The sequence below is a fragment of the Massilia sp. Masssp93 genome, from assembly GCF_059491295.1.
The window spans coordinates 1,444,500-1,465,168 of sequence record NZ_CP168502.1 but is presented as its reverse complement, the minus strand read 5'-3'; the positions used below and the strand labels follow the sequence as shown (position 1 = coordinate 1,465,168).

Here is a 20,669-nt window from a genome sequence, read left to right as displayed (position 1 = left end):
AGGAAGAAAACCAAATGCACATTCTTGAAGCGCTGTCATATTGCCGCGCCAGGTCGGTCGAACTCAAGCTCGACGGCGACCGCTTGAAGCTGGTCGGCGACAAGGCCGCCATCGACGACAAGTTGCTGGCGCTCGTCAAGGAGCACAAGGCCGGGCTGATCGAGCTGCTCCGGGCGAGCCGCGACGACGGCGCGGGCGCGCAGGTACACGCGGTCGCGGCAGGCCAGCGCGAACAATTGCACCTTCCTTCCTTCAACCAGCAGCGCCTGTGGTTCATGCAGCAACTGGCCGCCCGCGAAGGCGGCAACGACGGCGCCTACAACGGCGGCATCGCGCTGGTCCTGCGCGGCCGCCTCGACCGCGCCGCACTCGGCAGCGCACTCGACGCGCTGGTGCAGCGTCACGAAAGCCTGCGCACCGCCTTCGTCGACGTCGACGGCCAGCCCTGGCAGCAAGTCCGCAGCGGCGTGCGCCTGGAATGCGCCGACGTCGATTGCGGCGCGGGCGCCGACGTCGAGGCGCTGATGCGCGCGGCGGTGGCCGTCCCGTTCGACCTGGCGCACGACACGCTGATCCGCGCCACGCTGTATGCCGTCGCGCCCGCGCACCACGTGCTGCTGCTGGTGACCCATCACATCACCTCCGACGCCCGTTCGCAGGAAATCCTGTTCGCCGACTTCTGCCGCATCTACGACGCGTGCGCCACCGGCCGCACGCCGACCCTGGACGCGCCACCCTACCAGTACCTCGACTACGCCAGCTGGGAGCGCACGCGCATGCAGGGCCCGTTCCTCGCCACCAAGCTGGCGCAGTGGCGCGACTTCCTGCAGGGCGCGCCGCGCCTGCACGCGCTGCCCTGCGACGGCGACCGCCTGGCCGCGCCGCGCGCCGGCGTCGAACGCCTCGACTACGCGCTCGACGGCACGCTGGCCGCCGCGCTGGCGGCGCTGGCGAAGGCCGAGCACACCACGCTGTTCGGCGTGATGGCGGCGTTCTATTCGATCCTGCTGCACAAGCTGGGCAACGAGCCCGACGTGGTGTTCGGCATGCCGGCCGCCAACCGCCAACGCAGCGAATTCGAGGCGGTGACGGGCTATTTTTCGAATACCGTCGTGCTGCGCAACCGCCTGCCGCGGGATTACACCCTGCGCGAGGCGATCGCCGCCACCAGGACCAGCCTGGGCTTCGTGCTGACCCACCAGGACGTGCCGTTCGACATGCTGGTCGACGAGCTCAAGGTCGAGCGCAACCTCGCTTTCTCGCCGCTGTACCAGCTATGGTTCTCGATGCACGAAGGCCGCGCCGACACGCTCGCGCTGCACGACCTCGCGGCCGACGTGCGCGCCATCGAACGCACGCAGGGCCGCTACGACCTGAAGCTCGAGGTGGAGCACCAGAACGGGCAGCTGCGCCTGACCTGGGAATATGACCGCGGCCTGTTCGAGGCGGCCACCATCGCGCGCTTCGCCGGACATTTCGACCGGCTGCTGCACACGGCATGCGGCGCGCCGGACCTGCCGCTGTCGCACGTCGCGTTCGATGCGGCGCCGGTCATGGCCGCCGAGGCCCGCGCGGCCACCCTGCTGCCCGTCGCCTGGCGCCAGTCGGTCGCGCGGCGTCCGGACGCCGCGGCCATCGGCGCCATGGCCTACGCGCGCGCCGACGAGCGCGCCGACCGCCTCGCTGCGCTGCTGGGCGAACTGGGCGTGCTGCCGGGCAGCCGCGTCGGCATCTGCGCCGGCTGCGGCGCCGAAGCGCTCGTCGCCACGCTGGCGACGTGGAAGCTCGCCGCCGTATGCGTGCCGGTCGCCGCCGGTGCGGCTCCCGGGCAACACGCCGGCCTGCACCTGCTGCTGGCCAGCGCCGGCAGCGCCGACGGGCTCGAACTGCACGACCTGGAACTGGTGCTGCTGCAAGGCATCGAGGACGACGACTGGCTGGACGACTACGCCGGCATCGCCACGGACGCGCCGCCGACGCCGGACGCCCCCGCGGCCCTGCTCCCCGGCGCCGACGGCCTGCCCGTAACGTTCACGCACGGCCAGCTGGCCCACTACGCGGACGCGCTCGGACAGCGCTGCGCGCTGGCGCCCGGCCTCGTGTACGGCTATGCGCCGGTGGCCGGCCTCGGCTTCTTCAACACCATGCTGCTGCTCGCCCTCGCGGGCGCGGGCACGCTGCAACCGCTGCCGCACGGCGCGGTCGACGTCATGCAAGCCACGCCGGCCCAGTGCGACGCCTTGCGCGCCGGACTCGCAGCCGCGCCGCGCGCCGTCCTGTTCCTGGCCGGCCACGATCCGGCCGCCCCGTTGCCGGTCGTCGGCGCCTGCCGCGTCGTCGCCCTCCACGGCCCGCTCGAGAGCGGCATTGCGTGCCTGGCGCACGACGGTCCGGCACCAGGCCTCGGCCAGGCCATCGGCGGCGCCCGCCTGCTGGTCCTGCAAGGCGAGGCGCCGGCACCCGCCGGCGCGTGGGGCGAGCTGGTCGTTGCCGGCCCCGGCATCGCCGACGGCTACGCCGGCATGCCGCCGGCGCACGGCCGGTTCGTCGCGCTGGACGGGTCCGCCGCGGCGGCGCGTGCGGTGCGCACCGGCATGCGCGTGCGGATCGACCATCACGGCGCCCTGGTCTTCGGCGGCCGCACCGACCAGCGCCTCATGTGGCGCGGCTTCGAAGTCGATCCGCGCCGGACGGAAAGCGCGTTGCGCGCGCTGCCGGACGTCGCGGCCGCGGCGGTCGTGTTCGACCCGGCTGCCGGCGCCGACGGCGCCCTCGTCGCGTACGTGGTGTCCGGCGCGGCGTCCGACGCGCTGATGCGGCAACTGCGCCTGCGCCTGCCGCACTTCCTGCTGCCCAGGACGGTGGTCAATGTCGCCGCGCTGCCGCTGCTGGCCGACGGCACGCCCGACGCGGCCGCGCTGCCGGCGCCGGCGACCGGCCAGGACGACGCCGCGCCGGCGCCCAGCGCTTCGGAAGCGGCGCTGCAGGCGATCTGGTCCGAACTGCTGGCGCGTCCGCACGTCGCGCGCACCGACAATTTCTTCGACATCGGCGGGCACTCGCTGCTCGCCACCCGCATGCTCAACCGCGTGCGCAGCCGCGTGTGGTCCGGGCTTGCGCTCGACACCATCTTCGCGCACCCGGTGCTGGCCGACCTGGCGCGCTGCATCGACGAGGCGCGCGCCGATGCCGCCGCCGTCACGCTGCCCGCGATCGAAGCGCGCACGGACGCCGCGGGCGCGCGCCTGTCGTGCGGCCAGCAGCAGATGTGGCTGATCGACCGCATCGAGCAGGGCAGCGCCCACTACAACATGGTGGCCACCTACCGCCTGCGCGGCAGTCTCGACCAGGATGCACTGCTCGGTTGCCTGGAGCAGCTCGGCCACCGCCATGCGGCGCTGCGCACGCGCTTCACCGACGCCGGCGGCGACGTGCGCCAGCACGCCGACCCGGCCTGGACGCTCGACGCCCGGGTCGACGACCTGTGCGCGCTGGACGGCGCCGCGCGCGCGGCCCGGGTCCGGCAACACATGCGCGACGAAGCCGTCCACCGCTTCGACCTGGCCGCCGGCCGCCTGCTGCGCGCCACCCTGCTCCTGCTGGACGAGGACGAGGCGCTGCTGGTGCTGAATATCCACCATATCGCCTGCGACGGCTGGTCGATCGGCGTCCTGATGCGCGAACTGCGCCAGCTGTACGCGGCCCGCAAGGCCGGCGCCGCCGCCGCCCTGCCGCCCCTGGCAATCGCCTACAGCGACTACGCCGAATGGCAGCGCGCCCTCGTCGACAACGGCCAGATGGCGCACGCCGCCGCGTTCTGGCGCGACCAGCTGCGCGACGCGCCGCCGGTGCACGGGCTGATGACCGACAAGACGCGCCCGGCCATCGCCGACCACGCCGGCGCCGAGATCGCCGTCCACCTCGACGCGATCCAGCGCGACGGCCTGCGGCGCCTGGCGCGCGAAGCCGGCACCACGCTGTTCATCGCGCTGGAAAGCCTGTTCGCGTCGTTCATCGCACGCCTGTCGGCCAGCGCCGACGTCGTGATCGGCACGCCGGTGTCCGGGCGCATCCACGGCGACACCGAACCTGTCGTCGGGCTGTTCGCCAACCTGATCGCGCTGCGCCACACCATCGATTTCTCGCAACCGGCACCAAAGTACCTGGCGCAGTCGCATGCGCTGGTGAGCCGCGCGTTCGGCCAGCAGCATTATCCGTTCGAGCTGCTGGTCGACATGCTCAACCCGGAACGCAGCCTGGCGCACCATCCGTTGTTCCAGATCGTGTTCAGTCTCAAGGAAGCCGAATCGAAGCGCATGGAGCTGGCCGACGTCGAGGTCACGCGCGTCGAACGCGACCATGTCGATGCCAAGTTCGACCTGATGCTGTCGGCGGTCGAGTCGGACGCGGGCATCCGCCTCGAGTGGCAATACGCCAGCGCGCTGTTCGAAGGGGCCACCATCGCGGCGATGGCCGACCAGTTCACCGCCATGCTCGACGCCCTGCTGGCCGAGCCCACCCGGCCGATCGGCGAGCTGAACCTGCTGACCGGCGCCGACCACGCCTTCTTCGCGGCCTACGCGCACGGCCCGGATGCCGGCGCCTGCGACGACGCGCTGTATGCGTGCTTCGCGCGCGAAGCGGCGCGCAACCCGGACGGCATAGCCCTCGCCGCGGGCAAGCGGCGCGTCACCTATGCCGAGCTCGACCGGGATGCGGGCGCGATCGCGGCGCGCCTCGCGGGCCAGGGCGTGACGGCGGCGGACCGGGTCGCGCTGTACCTGCCGCGCGGCACCGACCTGATCGCCTGCCTGCTGGGCATCGTGCGCCTGGGCGCCGCCTATGTGCCGCTCGACGCCAACTATCCCGTGAAGCGCATCGTCCAGATTCTCGGCGCCAGCGGCGCGCGCCTGCTGGTGGCGGACGGCAAGCTGCTGGAGCGCCTGGACGGCAGCCCGAGCGCCGCCATCACGCTCGACGCCCTGCGCGCGGGGGCGCCGGCCGCGTTCGCGCCGCCGCCCGCCGATGCCGAACGGCTGGCCTACCTGATGTACACGTCCGGCTCCACCGGCGCGCCCAAGGGCGTGGCGATCCCGACGCGCGCGATCCTGCGCCTGGTGCGCAATGCCAACTTCATGCCGCTCGACGCGGGCACCGTCATGCTGCAGCTGGCCACCGTCGGCTTCGATGCGTCGACGCTGGAAATCTGGGGCCCGCTGCTGAACGGCGGCACGCTGGCGATCTATCCCGACGGCGTGCTCGACCTGGCGGAGCTGACCGCCTTCATCGAACGCGAACGGGTCAATGCCATGTGGCTGACGACCGCCCTGTTCGAGCAATGGGTCGAGCAGCTCGACCGTCCGCTGCCGAGGTTGCGCCACGTGCTCACCGGCGGCGAGGTCGTGTCGCCGGCGATCGTGCGCCGCCTGTACGAGAAGCTGGACCAGGTCGCCATCGTCAACGGCTACGGCCCGACCGAAAACACCACGTTCACGGCGTGCCATCCGATCGGCCGCGACTGGCCGGCCGGGCGCCCGGTCCCGATCGGCCGCCCGGTGGCCGGCACCGACGTGCTCGTGCTCGACGCGCGCGGCCAGGCCTTGCCGGTCGGCGCCATCGGCGAACTGTGCGCGGCCGGCGCGGGCGTGGCGCTGGGCTACTGGAACGACCCCGCGCTGACGGCGGAAAAATTCGTCCGCGACGCCGGCAGCGGCCGCCTGCTCTATCGCACCGGCGACCTGGTGCGCTGGCAGCGCGACGGCGTCCTGCAATTCCTGGGCCGTGCCGACCAGCAGGTCAAGATCCGCGGCTACCGGATCGAGCTCGGCGAAATCGAACGCTGCCTGCTGGCGTTCGAGGGCGTCCGCGAAGCGTGCGTCGTGATCCGCGACGCGCACCAGCTCGTCGCCTACTTCAGCCCCGGCGGCGCCGGCGGCGCGCAACTGGGCGCCGCCTTGCGCACCCACGCGCAGGAGCAACTGCCGCGCTTCATGGTGCCGGCGGCCTTCGTCGCGCTGGACGCGATGCCCGTGACGGCCAACGGCAAGGTCGACAAGCGCGCCCTGCCGGCGCCGGCCGCATCCGACTATATCGCCCAGGCCTACGTGGCGCCCGAAGGCGCGCTGGAACAAACCCTGGCCGCCGTCTGGTGCAAGATCCTGCAGCGCGAGCAGATCGGCGCCGAAGACAATTTCTTCGACCTGGGCGGCAATTCGCTGCTGGCGATCCGGATGGCGAGCGCGCTGCAGGCGGCCACCGGCCACGCGCTGCCGATCCGCCAGTTGTTCCAGCTCGGGACCGTGCGCGCACTGGCGCAATGGCTGGCGACGCAGCAGGCCGGCGGCGGCCCGGCCCCGCTGGCGCGCGCCGACCGCAACGGTGTCCTCGCCGCCTCGTACGCCCAGCAGCGGCTGTGGTTCATCGACCGCGTCGAGGGCCGCAGCAACCAGTACAACATGCCGGCCTGCTTCGACCTCGACGGCGAACTCGACGTGCCGGCCCTGCAGTCGGCCGTCGACGCGCTGGTGCAGCGCCATGAAGTGCTGCGCACCACGTATCGCGAGGTCGACGGCGCCGCCGTCCAGGTCATCGCGTCCGTCGTCGACAGCACCATCGATTACCACGACCTGCGCGCGCTGCCGGCCACGCAGCGCGCCGTCACCGCCGCCGAACGCCTGCTGGCGCAGGCCCACGCCGATTTCGACCTGGCCGCGGGCCCGGTATTCCGGATCACGCTGGTGCGCATGGACGCGTGCGCCTACCGGATGCTGTTCAACATGCACCACATCGCCTCCGACGGCTGGTCCGTCGGGGTCCTGATCCGCGACCTGGGTGCGCTCTACCGCGCGGCCTGCGGCAGCGGCGCCGCGGCGCGGGCGCCGCTGCCGGTCCAGTATGCCGACTACGCGCAATGGCAGCGCGCGCAACTGGCGCCCGATCGCTACGCCGCGCTGGCCGGCTACTGGCGCGGCCAGCTGGACCAGCTGCCGCAGCTGCATGGGCTCCCGCTCGACCGCCCGCGCCCGGCGCGCATGACCACCCGCGGCGCCGTCATCCGCACCCGCGCGGAACCCGCGCTGACGCGCACCCTGAACGCGCTGGCGCGGCGCCACGAGATGTCGCTGTTCATGCTGCTCCAGGCCTGCTACGCGCTGCTGCTGGCGCGCGTGAGCGGCGAAGCCGAGGTCGTCGTCGGCACGCCGGTCGCCGGGCGCGACCGGCCGGAACTCGACGCCCTCGTCGGCTGCTTCGTCAACACGGTCGTGCTGAGGAACCGCATCGAGCCGGAGACCACGGTCGAGCAGTATCTCGGCGCCAGCCGCGCCATGGTGCTCGACGCGTTCGAACACCAGGCGCTGCCGTTCGACCTGCTGGTCGAGGAATTGAATCCGCCGCGCAGCGCCAGCCATCTGCCGCTGTTCCAGCTCTGGTTCGTGCTGCAGAACATGGAAGTGGGCAAGCTCGACCTGCCGGGCCTGGCCATCACCGAAGTCGCGCGCGACGAGGTCGCGGCCAAGTTCGACCTGATGCTCAGCGCGACCGAGCGCGACGGCGCGATCGACTTCAACTGGGTCTACAACCGCGACCTGTTCGACGACGCCACCATTGGCGCCTGGTCCGACAGCTTCGGGGTGCTGCTCGATGCACTGGCCGGCGGTGCCGGCGCTGCCGTCGGCGCGCTGAACCTGGTCGGAGAACAACAGCGCGCGCGCCTGGCCGGCTACGCCTGCCCGGTCACGCTGCCGGCGCCGCGCGACACCATGCTGCGCCAGTTCCGCGACGCCGCGCTGCGCCACCCCGAACGCGTGGCGGTGCGCAGCGGCGACGTTGTGCTCAGCTACGGCCAACTGGCCGCCCGCGCCGGGCGCCTGGCGAGCTGCCTGGCCGAGCAAGGGATCGCGCCGGGCGACCGGGTCGGCATCTGCTGCCCGCGCTCGGCCGAGCAACTCATCGCCGTGCTCGGTATCTGGCAGGCCGGCGCGGCCTACGTGCCGATCGACCCGCAGGCCCCGGCGGCGCGCCAGTCCTTCATCGTGGCCGACACCGGCGCCACCATGGTGCTCGGCACCCGCCAGACGCTCGAACGCTTCGACCTGCCGGCCATCGACCTGATGTTCCTCGACGGCGCCGCCGCCGACGACGACTGGCTGGCCGGCTACGGCGATGCGCCCGACCTGGCACAGCCCGCCGCGCTGGCCTATGTGCTGTACACGTCGGGCAGCAGCGGGCGCCCGAAAGGCGTCATGGTGCAGCACGACAGCCTGAGCCACCTGGGCCAGGCACTGGCGCTGATGCTGCGCCAGAACGGCGTGCCGGAAGCGCTGCGCTGGGCCTGGAACGCGCCGCTCGTGTTCGATGCCTCCCTGCAGGCGGTGGCCCAGCTGGGCGCCGGCGGCGAACTGCACATCCTGTCCGAACACCTGCGCACGTCGCCGGCGCCGCTGCTCGACTACATGCGGCTGCACGCCATCGACATGCTCGACGGCACCCCGAGCCTGCTCGAACTCGTGCTGCAGGAAGGCGCGCGCCGTCCGGGCGCCCTGCCGCACCTGCTCGTCGGCGGCGAACCGATCAACGGCGCGCTGTGGGACGGCATCGCCGCCGCGATGGCGCGCGCCGGCCGGGTCGCCATCAACGTCTACGGCCCCACCGAAACGACGGTCGACGCCACCTGGGCGCGCATCGAGGCCGGCACGGTGCCGCACATCGGCCGGCCGCTGGCGGGCGTGAAGGTCAGGGTCCTCGACGCCCGCCTGCAGGAAGTGCCGCCCGGCGCCATCGGCGAATGCTGCATCGGCGGTCCCGGCGTGGCGCGCGGCTACCTGAACCGGCCGGAACTCGACGCCGACAAATTCATCGCCCTGCCGGGTGCGGACGGGTGCGAGCGCTTCTACCGCTCCGGCGACATGGTGCGCTGGCGCCCCGACGGCACCCTGGCCTACCTGTACCGGAGCGATGCCCAGGTCAAGCTGCGCGGCTACCGCATCGAGCCCGGCGAAATCGAAGAAGTGCTCGCCGCGCACCCGGGCGTCGCCGAGGCGGCCGTCGTGCCGGCGCCGGACGGCGAGTCGCTGCTGGCCTACGTCGTCGCCCATGGCGCGGCGGTGGGCGCGGACGCGCTGGCGGCGCACTGCCGCATCAGCCTGCCGGAATACATGCTGCCCGCAGCGTTCGTCGAGATGCCGGCGCTGCCGCTGACGGCCAGCGGCAAGCTCGACGTCCGCGCCCTGCCGGCGCCGCCACAGGACGGGCAGGAAGAACGCAGCCGGGGCGCGCAAACGGCCACGGAACATGCGCTCGAGGCCATCTGGAGCACGATCCTCGGCAAGGGCGGCCTGTCGGTCCAGGCCAACTTCTTCGCGCTGGGCGGCCATTCGCTGCTGGCGATCCGCGTCATCAGCGCGATCCGCGAACGGCTCGGGGCCGAACTGGCGCTGGCCACCTTCTTCGCCGGCCCGACCATCGCGCAACTTGCCCAGGTCCTCGACGCCATGCCGCGCGGGCGCGCGCTGCCGCCGATCGTGCCGCTGGCCGCCGGCGCCGACCTGCCGTTGTCGTTCGCGCAGCATCGCCTGTGGCTGATCGACCGTCTCGAAGGCGCCAGCGTCCAGTACAACATGCCGGCCGCTTTCGAGCTGGCCGGCCGCTTCGACCTCGACGCCTGCCGCCGCAGCCTGACGGCGATCGTCGCGCGGCATGCGGTGCTGCGCACCACGTACGCCGAACGCGACGGCCATGCGGTCCAGTGCGTGCAGCCCGCCGCCGACGTGGCGGTCGGGCTGACCGACCTGTCGCACCTGGCGCCGCCCGCCCGCGCCGCCGAAGTCGAGCGCCTGCTGCGCGCCGACGCCACCGCGCCGTTCGACCTCGGCACCGACCTGATGCTGCGCGCGCAGGTGCTGCGCCTGGCGCCCGAGCGCCACGTGCTGATGTTCAACATGCACCACATCGCTTCCGACGGCTGGTCGATCAACCTGCTGACGACCGAATTCGTCCAGGCGTACCGCGCCTTCGCCGAGGGCGGCACGCCGGCGTTCGCCCCGTTGCCCATCCAGTACGCCGATTTCGCGCACTGGCAACGCCACACCCTCGCCGACGAGGTGCTGGCGGCGGACACCGCGTACTGGCAGCGCCGGCTGCAGGGCGTGCCCCAGGTGCACAGCCTGCCGCTCGACAAGCCCCGGCCGGTCCGCCAGACCTACAACGGCGCGCTGCTCACCCGCCAGGTGCCGGCCGGCCTGCTCGCCTCGCTCAAGGAGTATTCCCGCAAGCGCGACGCGACGCTGTTCATGACCCTGCAGACGGTGCTGGCGGCCCTGCTGGCGCGCTGGAGCAACGAGCACGACATCGTGATCGGCACGCCGGCGGCCGGGCGTTCGCAGCAATGCCTGGAAGGACTGATCGGCTGCTTCCTCAACACCCTGGTGCTGCGCAGCGACCTGGCGGGCAACCCGAGCTTCGACGACATGCTGGCCCGCACCCGCGGCACCGTGCTGGAGGCTTTCGAGCACCAGACCGTGCCGTTCGAGATGCTCGTCGACGCGCTCAAGCCCGAACGCAGCCTGAGCCATCCGGCGCTGTTCCAGATCATGTTCGTGCTGCAGAGCCAGGAACAGACGGCGTTCGCGCTGCCGTCGCTGGCGATGCGCCCGGTCGAGCGCAACGTGGTGATGGCCAAGTTCGACCTGCTGCTGAATGCCAACGAACGCGCCGGCGGCCTGGAGCTGACCTGGACCTACAACACCGACCTGTTCGACGCGGCGACGATCGCGCGCATGGCGGACGCCTACGAACAGATCCTGCACGCGGTCGTCGCGTCCGGCGCGACCCGCCTGCAGGCGCTGAACCTGCTGCCGCCGGCGGAGGCCGACAAGATGCTGCGCCAGTGGAACGACACCGCCATGGCGCTGCCGTACGAACAGTGTCTGCACGACCTGTTCGTGGCGCAGGCGCGGGCCACGCCGGACGCGATCGCGGTCGTCGACGAGCATGGCAGCCAGACGTACGGCGAGCTGTTCGCGCATGCCGCGGCGCTGGCGGCGCGCCTGCGTCCGCACGCGGCCGAACCGGAAACGCTGATGGCGATCCTGCTGCCCAAGGGCCGCCTGCAGCTGGCGGCCGCCCTGGCCATCATGATGGCGGGCGCCGCCTACCTCCCGCTCGACACCGGCTGGCCGGCGGCGCGCATCGACCAGGTGCTGGAACATGGCAACGCACGCGTGCTGCTGGCCGGCGCGGCGCTGGCCGAAGGCATCACGCACGGCGCCGTCCGGATCGACCCGGCGGCGCTGGCGCCGCTGGCGCCGGACGCCGCGGCGGCCGCGCTCGCGGGCTTCGCCAGCGTGCAGGCACCGTCCAGCCTGGCCTACGTAATCTTCACGTCCGGCTCCACGGGCAAGCCCAAGGGCGTGGCGATCGAGCACCGGTCGGCGGTGAATACCTGCCTCGACATCAACCAGCGCTACCGCGTGGGACCGGACGACGCCGTGCTGGCCGTGTCGGCGCTGTCGTTCGACCTGTCGGTCTACGACATGTTCGGCCTGCTCGCGGCCGGCGGACGCGTGGTGTTCCCGGACGAGGCGCGCCAGAAGGACCCGGCGCACTGGGCCGGGCTGGTCGAGCGCGAGCGCATCAGCCTGTGGGACTCCGTGCCGGCCTCGGCCGAGCTGCTGACCGCCCAGTACGAATGGCGCGCGCGCCGCGGCGGCGGCGCATTGCGGGTGCTGATGATGAGCGGGGACTGGATCGCGCCGACCCTGCCGGCCCGCATCGCCGCCGTCTTCCCGGGCGTGGCCATGCACAGCCTGGGCGGCGCGACCGAAGGCTCGGTGTGGTCGATCAGCTATCCGATCGTGTCGGACATGGGCGAACGCAAGAGCGTCCCTTACGGCAAGCCGCTCGCGAACCAGGCGTTCTATGTGCTCACCGACGACCTCGTGCCCTGTCCGGTGGGCGTGGTGGGCGAGCTGCACATCGGCGGCATCGGCGTGGCGCGCTGCTATTACGGCGACGCCGAGCGTACCGCCGCCAGCTTCGTCGTGCACGACGCGCTGCACGACCGCGTCTACAAGACGGGCGACCTCGGGCGCTACCTCCCCGACGGGAATATTGAATTTATCGGCCGCAAGGACTTGCAAGTCAAGCTGCGCGGCTTCCGGATCGAGCTGGGCGACATCGAGGCGGCACTCACCCGTGCCGCCGGAGTGGCCGACGCAGTAGTGATGGTGCTGAAGGACGCGACCGGCATACAACAGCTGGTGGCGTACGTCCAACTCGATGCCGACGGGCAGGAAGACGCCGCCGCGCTCGGCGCGCGCCTGCGCCTGCACCTCGGGTCGCTGCTGCCCAACTACATGGTGCCCGCCTATTACGTGGTGCTCGATGCGTTCCCGCTGTCGCCCAACAACAAGGTCGACCGCAAGCAGTTGCCGCCGCCGGTCTGGAACCGCGACGACGACATCGTCATCGCGCCCGAGGGCCCCGTCGAAACGGCGCTGGCCGACATCTGGCGGCAAGTGCTGGGGCGCGACCGGATCAGCGTCGAGCGCAATTTCTTCGACCTGGGCGGCAGTTCGGTGCACCTGATCGAAATCGCCAGCAAGGCCAACCTGGTGCTGGAGCAGGACCTGAGCGTGGTGAGCTATTTCGAGCATCCGACCGTGCGCGCCATGGCGGCCCACATCAACGAACGAAGCCGCCACGCGGCGGCCGAGACCGATCTTCCGAAACGCAGCAAGAGCCGCCTGGCGGCGCGCTTGGCACAACGAGGTGCACGATGAAACAGACCCATACGACCGGACTCGAAATCGCCGTGGTCGGCATGGCGCTCCGGCTGCCGCGCGCGGCCGACACCGAGGAATTCTTCGGCCACCTGTGCCGTGGCGAGGAACTGATCCGGTTCTTCGACGACGACACCCTGCGCGCGTACGGCGTGCCGGAAGCCGATATCGCCAACCCAGCCTATGTCAAGGCCGCCGGCTGTCTGGACGAACGGTTCGGGTTCGACGCCGACTTCTTCGACTACAAGGCGCGCGAGGCCGAATTCATGGACCCGCAGCTGCGCCTGCTGCACGAGTGCTGCTGGGAGGCGCTCGAGGCGGGCGGCTGCGACCCGCAACTGGCCGCCGGCGCCATCGGCCTGTATGCCGGCTCGAGCCAGAACATGAACTGGCTGCGCGCGGTGGCGCAGCACGTGGGCGACAAGATCGGCGAGATCTACGACCTCAAGATGCTGTACCAGCGCGAGTTCTTTCCCACCCGCGTGTCGTATCGCCTGAACCTCAAGGGACCGGCGATCGGCATCGACAGCACCTGCTCGACGTCGCTGGTCGCGCTGCACATGGCGGCCCAGGGACTCCTCAGCGGCGACTGCGACGTGGCGCTGGCCGGCGGCGTGTGCGTGTCGCCCGTGGTCAAGGGCTATGCCTACCACGAAGGCATGATCCAGTCGCCGGACGGCCACTGCCGCGCGTTCGACGCGCAGGCCAACGGCACCGTGCCGGGCCAGGGCGTGGGCATCGTGGCGCTCAAGCGCCTGGACGACGCCATCGCCGACGGCAATCCGATCCACGCGGTGCTCAAGGCGTCGGCCATCAACAACGACGGCAGCGACAAGGTCGGCTACACCGCGCCGTCGGTGGCGGGCCAGAGCCGGGTCATCCGCAGCGCGCTGGACCTGGCGCAAGTCGCGTCCGGCGACATCGATTTCGTCGAATGCCACGGCACCGCGACGCGCATCGGCGACCCGATCGAAGTCGAGGCGCTGGGCCAGGCCTACGGCGCGCGCGACGGCGCGGCGCCATGCCTGATCGGCTCGGTCAAGTCGAATATCGGCCACCTCGACGCCGCCGCCGGGATCATGGGCTTCATCAAGGCCGTGCTGGCGGTCCGCCACGGGGTGCTGCCGCCGTCCCTGCACTACGCGCGGCCGAATCCGCTGATCGCGTTCGAACGCGGCGGCTTCGCCGTCAACACTGCGCTCACCCCGCTCGAGCAACCCGCGCGCCCGCTGCGCGCCGGCGTGAGCGCCTTCGGCGTGGGCGGCACCAACGCCCACGCCATCGTCGAACAATACGTGGAGCGGCGCGCGGCCTCGGCCGACGCCGGCCGCCATCGCCTGGTGCCGCTGTCCGCGCGCGACCCGCAGGCATTGCGCCGCTACGCCGCGAAGCTGCGCCGCGCGCTCGGCGCCGGGGCGCCGTCGCTCGACGCCGTGGCGCGCACCCTGCAGCAGGCCCGCCGCCACTTCGCCGTGCGCCGGCCGCTGGTGGCCGCCACGCGCGAACAATTGCTGGCGCAGCTCGACGACGTCGCGAACGGCGCCGCCGCGCCGGCGCCGCGGCAGCGCCCCGTCGTCTTCATGTTCAGCGGCCAGGGCGCGCAATACCCGGGCATGACGCGCCAGCTGTATGCGCGCGAGCCGCAGTACCGCGCGCACGTGGACGCCTGCCTGGCGCTGCTCGAGCCGACCCTGTCCGCCCGCGTGCGCGACCTGCTGCTGGCCGATCCGGCCGGCGACCGGCATGCCGAAACCGCCGACACCGCGCTGGCGCAGCCGCTGCTGTTCATCGTCGAATACGCGCTGGCCCGCACCCTCATGGCCTGGGGCGTGGAACCGGCGATGATGATCGGGCACAGCCTGGGCGAATTCGTCGCGGCCTGCCTGGCGGACGTCTTCACGCTGCCCGACGCCCTCGCGCTGGTGTGCCGGCGCGGGCGCCTGATGGCGGGCGCCGAGCCGGGCGCGATGCTCAGCGTGCGGCTGCCGGAATCGGCCATCGGCGCCTGGCTCGACGACAGCCTCGACCTGGCGGCCGTCAACAGTTCGGCACTGACCGTGGTCAGCGGACCGCTGCCGGCCATCGCCGCGCTCGAGGCCCGCCTGGCGGCCGACGGCGTCGCCTGCACCCGCCTGAAGACGTCTCACGCCTACCACTCGCGCATGATGGATGGGGTCCTGGCCGAGTTCCGCGCCGCGGTCGACGCCACGCCACGCCGGGCGCCGCGGCGCCCCTTCATGTCGAACCTGTCCGGCGCGCCGGTCACCGAAGCCGACGCGCTCGATCCGGCCTACTGGTGCCGCCACCTGCGCGGCGCGGTACGCTTCGCCGACGCCATCGGCGCCCTGCAGCGGCAAGGCCCGCACACTTTCCTCGAAATCGGTCCGGGCAATGCCCTCGCCACGTTCGTGCGCAGTCACGAGGATTGCGACGACAGCCACCTGTGCCTGCAGGCCGTGCGCCACCCGCGCCAGGACGACGCCGACGACGCCTTCCTGCTGCGCGCGCTCGGCCACCTGTACGCCGACGGCGCCAGCCTGCGCTGGGACGCCGTGTCGGCCGACATCGAGGGCCCGTTCATCGCGCTGCCGACCTATGCCTTCGCGCCCACCGTGTACGACCAGGTCGCCGGCACGCGGCACGCGCCGGCCGGCGCCGCCCCAGCTGCGGCGCAGGACGTACCTGCTCCGGCGCCGCGCACGATCTGCCATCCCCGCCCCGACCTGTCCACGCCGTTCGTGGCGCCCCGCGGCGACACCGAGCAACGTCTCGCCGCGCTGTGGTGCGCCATTTTCAAGCTCGATCGCATCGGCGCGGACGACAATTTCTTCGACCTGGGCGGGCATTCGCTGCTGGCCACCCGCGTGCTGGCCGACGTGCGCGAGGCGTTCGGCGCCGACATCGCGATGCACGCCTTGTTCGAAGACCCCACCGTCGCCGCGCTGGCGCGCCTGGTCGAACAGGCCGACACGGGCAGCGCGCGCTATCCGGCGCTGGTGGCGGCCGACCGCGGCGCGCCGATCCCGATGTCGTTCCAGCAGCGCAGGCTGTGGATGATCGACCGCCTCGGCGGCGGCAGCGCCCAGTACAACATGCCGGCGCCCTTCATCCTCAACGGCGCGCTGAACCTCGACGCGCTGCAGGGCGCGCTCGACCGCCTGGTGGCGCGCCACGAGTCGCTGCGCACCGTGTTCTGCGAAGCCGACGGCGAAGCCCTGCAGGTCATCCGTCCGCCCCAGCCGGTGCCGATCGCCCGCCTCGACCTGGCGGCGCTGCCGGCCGGCGAGCGCGCCGGACGCCAGCGCGCGCTGGTGGACGCCGACGCCCGGCGCGCATTCGACCTGACGGCCGAACTGCCGCTGCGCGTGACGCTGGTCCGTCTCGGCGAGCGCCAGCACCTGTTGCTGTTCAACGCCCACCATATCGTCTCGGACGGCTGGTCCGAAGTCATCCTGGTCAAGGAGTTCGCCGAACTCTATCGCGCGCTGGCATCCGGCACCGAGCCGGCGCTGGCGCCCCTGTCGATGCAGTACGCCGACTTCGCCGCGTGGCAGCGCAACTGGCTGGTCGGGCCGCTGCTCGAGCAGGAGCTCGACTTCTGGCGCGCGCGCCTGGCCGGCATCCCGGCGGTCCACAGCCTGCCGCTCGACAAGCCGCGCGCGGCCGTGTCCAGGCATGCCGGCGCGCTGCTCAAGCGTACCCTGGCGCCGCAACTGCTGGCGCGCCTGCGGACCTTCAGCCAGGCGCACCGCGCCACGCTGTTCATGACCTTGCAGGCCGCGTTCGCGCTGCTGCTGGGACGCCTGGGCAACAGCGACGATATCGTGATGGGCACGCCGATCGCGGGACGCATGCACAAGCCGCTCGAACCGCTGATCGGCTTCTTCGTCAACACCCTGCTGCTGCGCACCGACCTGTCGGCCAATCCGAGCTTCGCCCAGCTGCTGGACCAGACGCGCCGGATGGCCTTGTCCGCGTTCGAACACCAGCACGTGCCGTTCGAGATGCTGGTCGAGGAGCTGGCGCCGGCGCGCTCGCGCAGCCATGCGCCGTTGTTCCAGGTCCTGTTCGCGCTGCAGAACTACGAGCGCGGCACGCTGTCGATCGACGGACTCGAACTCGAACGCGTCGAGGAAACCGTCGCCGCCAAGGTCGACCTGACCCTGATCATGGCCGAATCGCCCGACGGCCTGTTCGCCAACTGGTATTACGACACCGACCTGTTCGAGCAAGCCACCGTCGAACGCATGGCCGACCAGCTGGAAGCGCTGCTGGCCGCCCTGCCGGACGGCGCCGACCGCCCCGTGCTCGGCTTCGACATCGTCGCCGGCGCGGAGCGCGCCCTGCTCGACCGGTGGCAGGAAGCTGACGGCGCCGGGCGCCAGGTGCTCGACCGGGCCGGCATGCCGGCGCCGATCGGCGTGCACGGCGAACTGCATGTGAGCGGGCCCGATGGGCGCATGGCGGGCACGGGCCAGTGCGCGCGCTGGCGCGCGGACGGCCGGCTCGAGATGCTCGGCGCGCTCGACGACCTCGCCCTGCTGCACGGCTACCCGATCGCGCTGGCGCCGATCGAGGCCGCGCTGGCGCAGCATCCGGCCATTGCGGAAGCGGTGGTGCGGATCGTCGACCGGCGCCTCGTCGCCTATGCCGTCCCGGTGCCCGGCGCGGCGGCGCCCGATGCGGATGCGGCGCGCCGGTTCCTCGCGGACGTGCTCCCCGCGGCCGTGCCGCCGCACGCCGTGCTGGCGCTGGCGCAGATCCCGCGCCTGCCGGACGGCCGTCCCGACCTGGCGGCGCTGGCGCAGGCAGCCGCCGGCCACGCGGCGCCGCGCAAGTTGCCGGGCAACGCGATGGAGCAGCGGGTCCTCGACGCCTGGTGCACGGTGCTCCAGATTGCCCCGCCGTCGATCGACCAGGATTTCTTTTCGCTCGGCGCCGATTCGATCCTGCTGCTCAAGCTCAGCGCCCACCTGGGCCGCGACGGGCTGAAGTTCTCGGTCAAGGATTTCTATGCCGAACCGACCGTCGAGGCGATGGCGCGCCTGATGGAAGTCGTCGAGCACCCGGAAGCGGACGCCCGCCCGGCGCACGGCGCGCAACTGCTGCATCCGATGCAGCGCGAACTGCTCGCCGACGGCAGCCCGGACCCGCATCACTTCAACCAGTCGGTATTGCTCGACGTCGGCCCCGGATTCGATCCCGCGCTGATCGAACCGGTACTGGCCGCGCTGCACGCGCGCCACGACGCGCTGCGCCTGTGCTTCGTGCGCGACGGCGACGGCTGGAGCGCGCACTACCGCGCGCCGGCGGACGTGGCGCCGGCCGCCGGCGTGTGCCGGGTCGTCATCGACGCCGCCGACCCCGCGCCGGCCGATACCTTCCTGCGCGAGGCGAACCGCATCCAGCGTTCGCTGTCGCTGGAAGGGCCGTTGCTGAAGTTCGCGCATTTTGCACTGCCCGACGGCGGCGCGCGCCTGCTGATCGTGGCCCATCACCTCGTGGTCGACGGCGTCTCGTGGCGCGCCTTGTTGCAGGACGTGGAAACGGGCTACCGCCAGGCCGCGGCCGGCCAGCCGGTCGCGCTGCCGGCCCGCCCCGCCACCTTCCAGCGCGCCGTCGACGCGTTGCGCGACCTCGCCGGTGCGCCCGCCGTGCTGGCCGAGCTGCCGTACTGGCAGGCGGTGCTGGCGGCCGCCCCGGCGGCCCCGGACCGCGGCCCGGACGAGGACGACCTCGTGGCCGACGAAGGCTCGACCACCGTGGTGCTGCCGCAGGCGCTGACCGAGCAACTGCTGGCCGGCTGCGGACGGGCTTACCGCATGAACGTGGACGAGGTGTTGCTGGCCGCGCTGCGCCTGGCCTTCGACGACTGGCGCGGCCCGGCGCCGCTGGCCGTGCTGATGGAGGGCCACGGGCGCGCCGCGCTCGGCGACGTGCTCGACATCGGCGACACCGTCGGGTGGTTCACGGCCATGTACCCGGTCCTGTTCGGCGGCGTCGAGGGCGATCCGGCCGCGCTGCTGCGCGACACCAAGGAGGTGCTGCGCCGGGTGCCGGCCAAGGGCGAACACTTCGGCGCGCTCAAGCACCTGGCCCGGCCCGCGACCGGGCTCGACGACAGCGCGTTCCGCGCCGGCGCGGTGATGTTCAACTATCTCGGCCAGTTCGACCAGGTGGTCGGCGCCGGCGCCCTGTTCGCGCCGGCGCCGGAAGCGTCGGGCGACAACGTCTCGCCGCGCCGCCGCCGCGCCGCGCCGCTGGCCTTCGACGGCCTCGTCGCCGGCGGACGGCTGCGCTTTTCCATCAAGTACAACCGGCGCCACGTGGACGGCGCCCACATCGCCGCGCTGGCCGGCGCCTTCGAGCGCGCCCTCGCCGAACTGGTCGGCTGCTGGCAGGAACGGCCGCTCGCCGGGCCGACCCCGAGCGACGTCGCGCCGCTGGCGACCGACCAGGCCGAGCTCGATCAATGGCAGCTGCGGTGGCCGGCCATGCGCGACGCGTATCCGGCCACCGGATCGCAGCAGGGCATGCTGTTCCGGTCGATGCGCGACAGCGCCGGCCACAACGCCGCCTTCGTCAACCAGCTCATCTTCGACATCGAAGGCGAACTCGACCTGCCGCGCCTGCAACATGCGTGGGAAACCCTGCCGCACCGGCATGACGTGTTCCGCACCGCCTTCGTCGTGCCGCGCCAGGGCGGCATCGCCCAGCTGCAGATGGCGCCGGAGAGCGTGACGCTGCCGTTCTTCTACGAAGACCTGGCGGCGCTGCCGCCGACCGAGCAGGAAGCCGTCATCGCGCAGTTCACCGGGGCCGACCGCGGGCGCGGCTTCGACATGGCGCAGGCGCCCCTGAGCCGGGTCGCCGTGTGGCGCCTGACGCCGGGCTGCCACCGGGTGCTGTGGACGACCCACCACGCCATCATCGACGGCTGGAGCGTGCCGCTGGTATTCCGCTCCTTGCTGGACAGCTATGCGGGCGGCGAGCTGCGCGGCGAACCCGCGGCGCGGACGTTCAAGAATTACGTGCAATGGCTCGGCAAGCAGGACGAGGCCGGCGCCAAGGCGTACTGGCACGCCCGCCTGGCGCCGCAGGAAGCCCCCTGCATCATCGCGCCCGACGTGCGCCATGCCCCGTCCTCGCAGCCGGCCCAGGTCCAGCTCAAGCTCGAGGCCGATCAAACGGCGCGGCTCGAGGCGCTGGCCCGCACCGTCGGCGTGACGTCGTACAGCCTGGTGCAATGCGCATGGGCCTACGTGCTGCACACGTACACGGGGCTGGGACGCGTGTGCTTCGGTTCCGTCAACTCGGGCCGCCCGGCCCAGCTGGCCGGGGCCGACGCCACCGTCGGACCGTTCATCAATACCTTGCCCGTCACGCTGGAGGTCGACGCCGGCCAGCCGCTGCGCCAATGGCTGCGCGACGCCCACCACCAGCAGCTCGAGTGGCAGAACCATGGGTTCCTGCAGCTGCCCGACATCCTGGCGCAGTCGCCCTTCGGCACGCGCGCCGAGCTGTTCAACACCACGCTCGTGTACGAAAACTATCCGGTCGACAGCATCCGCGATGCCCAGGCGACGCTGCGCATGACCGGCTTGCACAGCCAGGAAAGCACCGGCACCGGCCTGACCCTGGTGTTCATGCCGGGCGACGGCATGACGGTCAAGCTGATGTACCAGAGCGGCGAATTCTCGGCCGCCCAAAGCGAACGCATCGTCCGCCACGTGGTGCGCCTGCTGGCGGCCATGCCCGGCCTGGCCGACGGCCTGGTCGCCAGCCTCGACGACGCGCTCGACGATGCTGCCGGCCCCGCGGACGGCGGCGCGGATCTCGACGACGAACACCTGCTCGCCCTCCTGGACGAACTGGACAACATTTGAACCC

General features: G+C 72.1%; 2 protein-coding genes. Both read left to right on the top strand.

The window, feature by feature from the left end; genetic code table 11:
- The first annotated feature begins 14 nt into the window (after positions 1-14).
- Positions 15-12,779 (top strand): amino acid adenylation domain-containing protein, encoded by a 12,765-nt coding sequence (locus tag ACEN9Q_RS06280; protein ID WP_495627716.1) that lies wholly within the window; start codon positions 15-17, stop codon positions 12,777-12,779.
- Positions 12,776-20,665: a type I polyketide synthase gene (locus tag ACEN9Q_RS06275; protein ID WP_495627715.1), complete on the top strand. Its 7,890-nt coding sequence runs from the start codon at positions 12,776-12,778 to the stop codon at positions 20,663-20,665. Before ACEN9Q_RS06280 ends, ACEN9Q_RS06275 begins: the two co-directional genes overlap by 4 nt.
- Positions 20,666-20,669 lie beyond the last annotated feature (4 nt).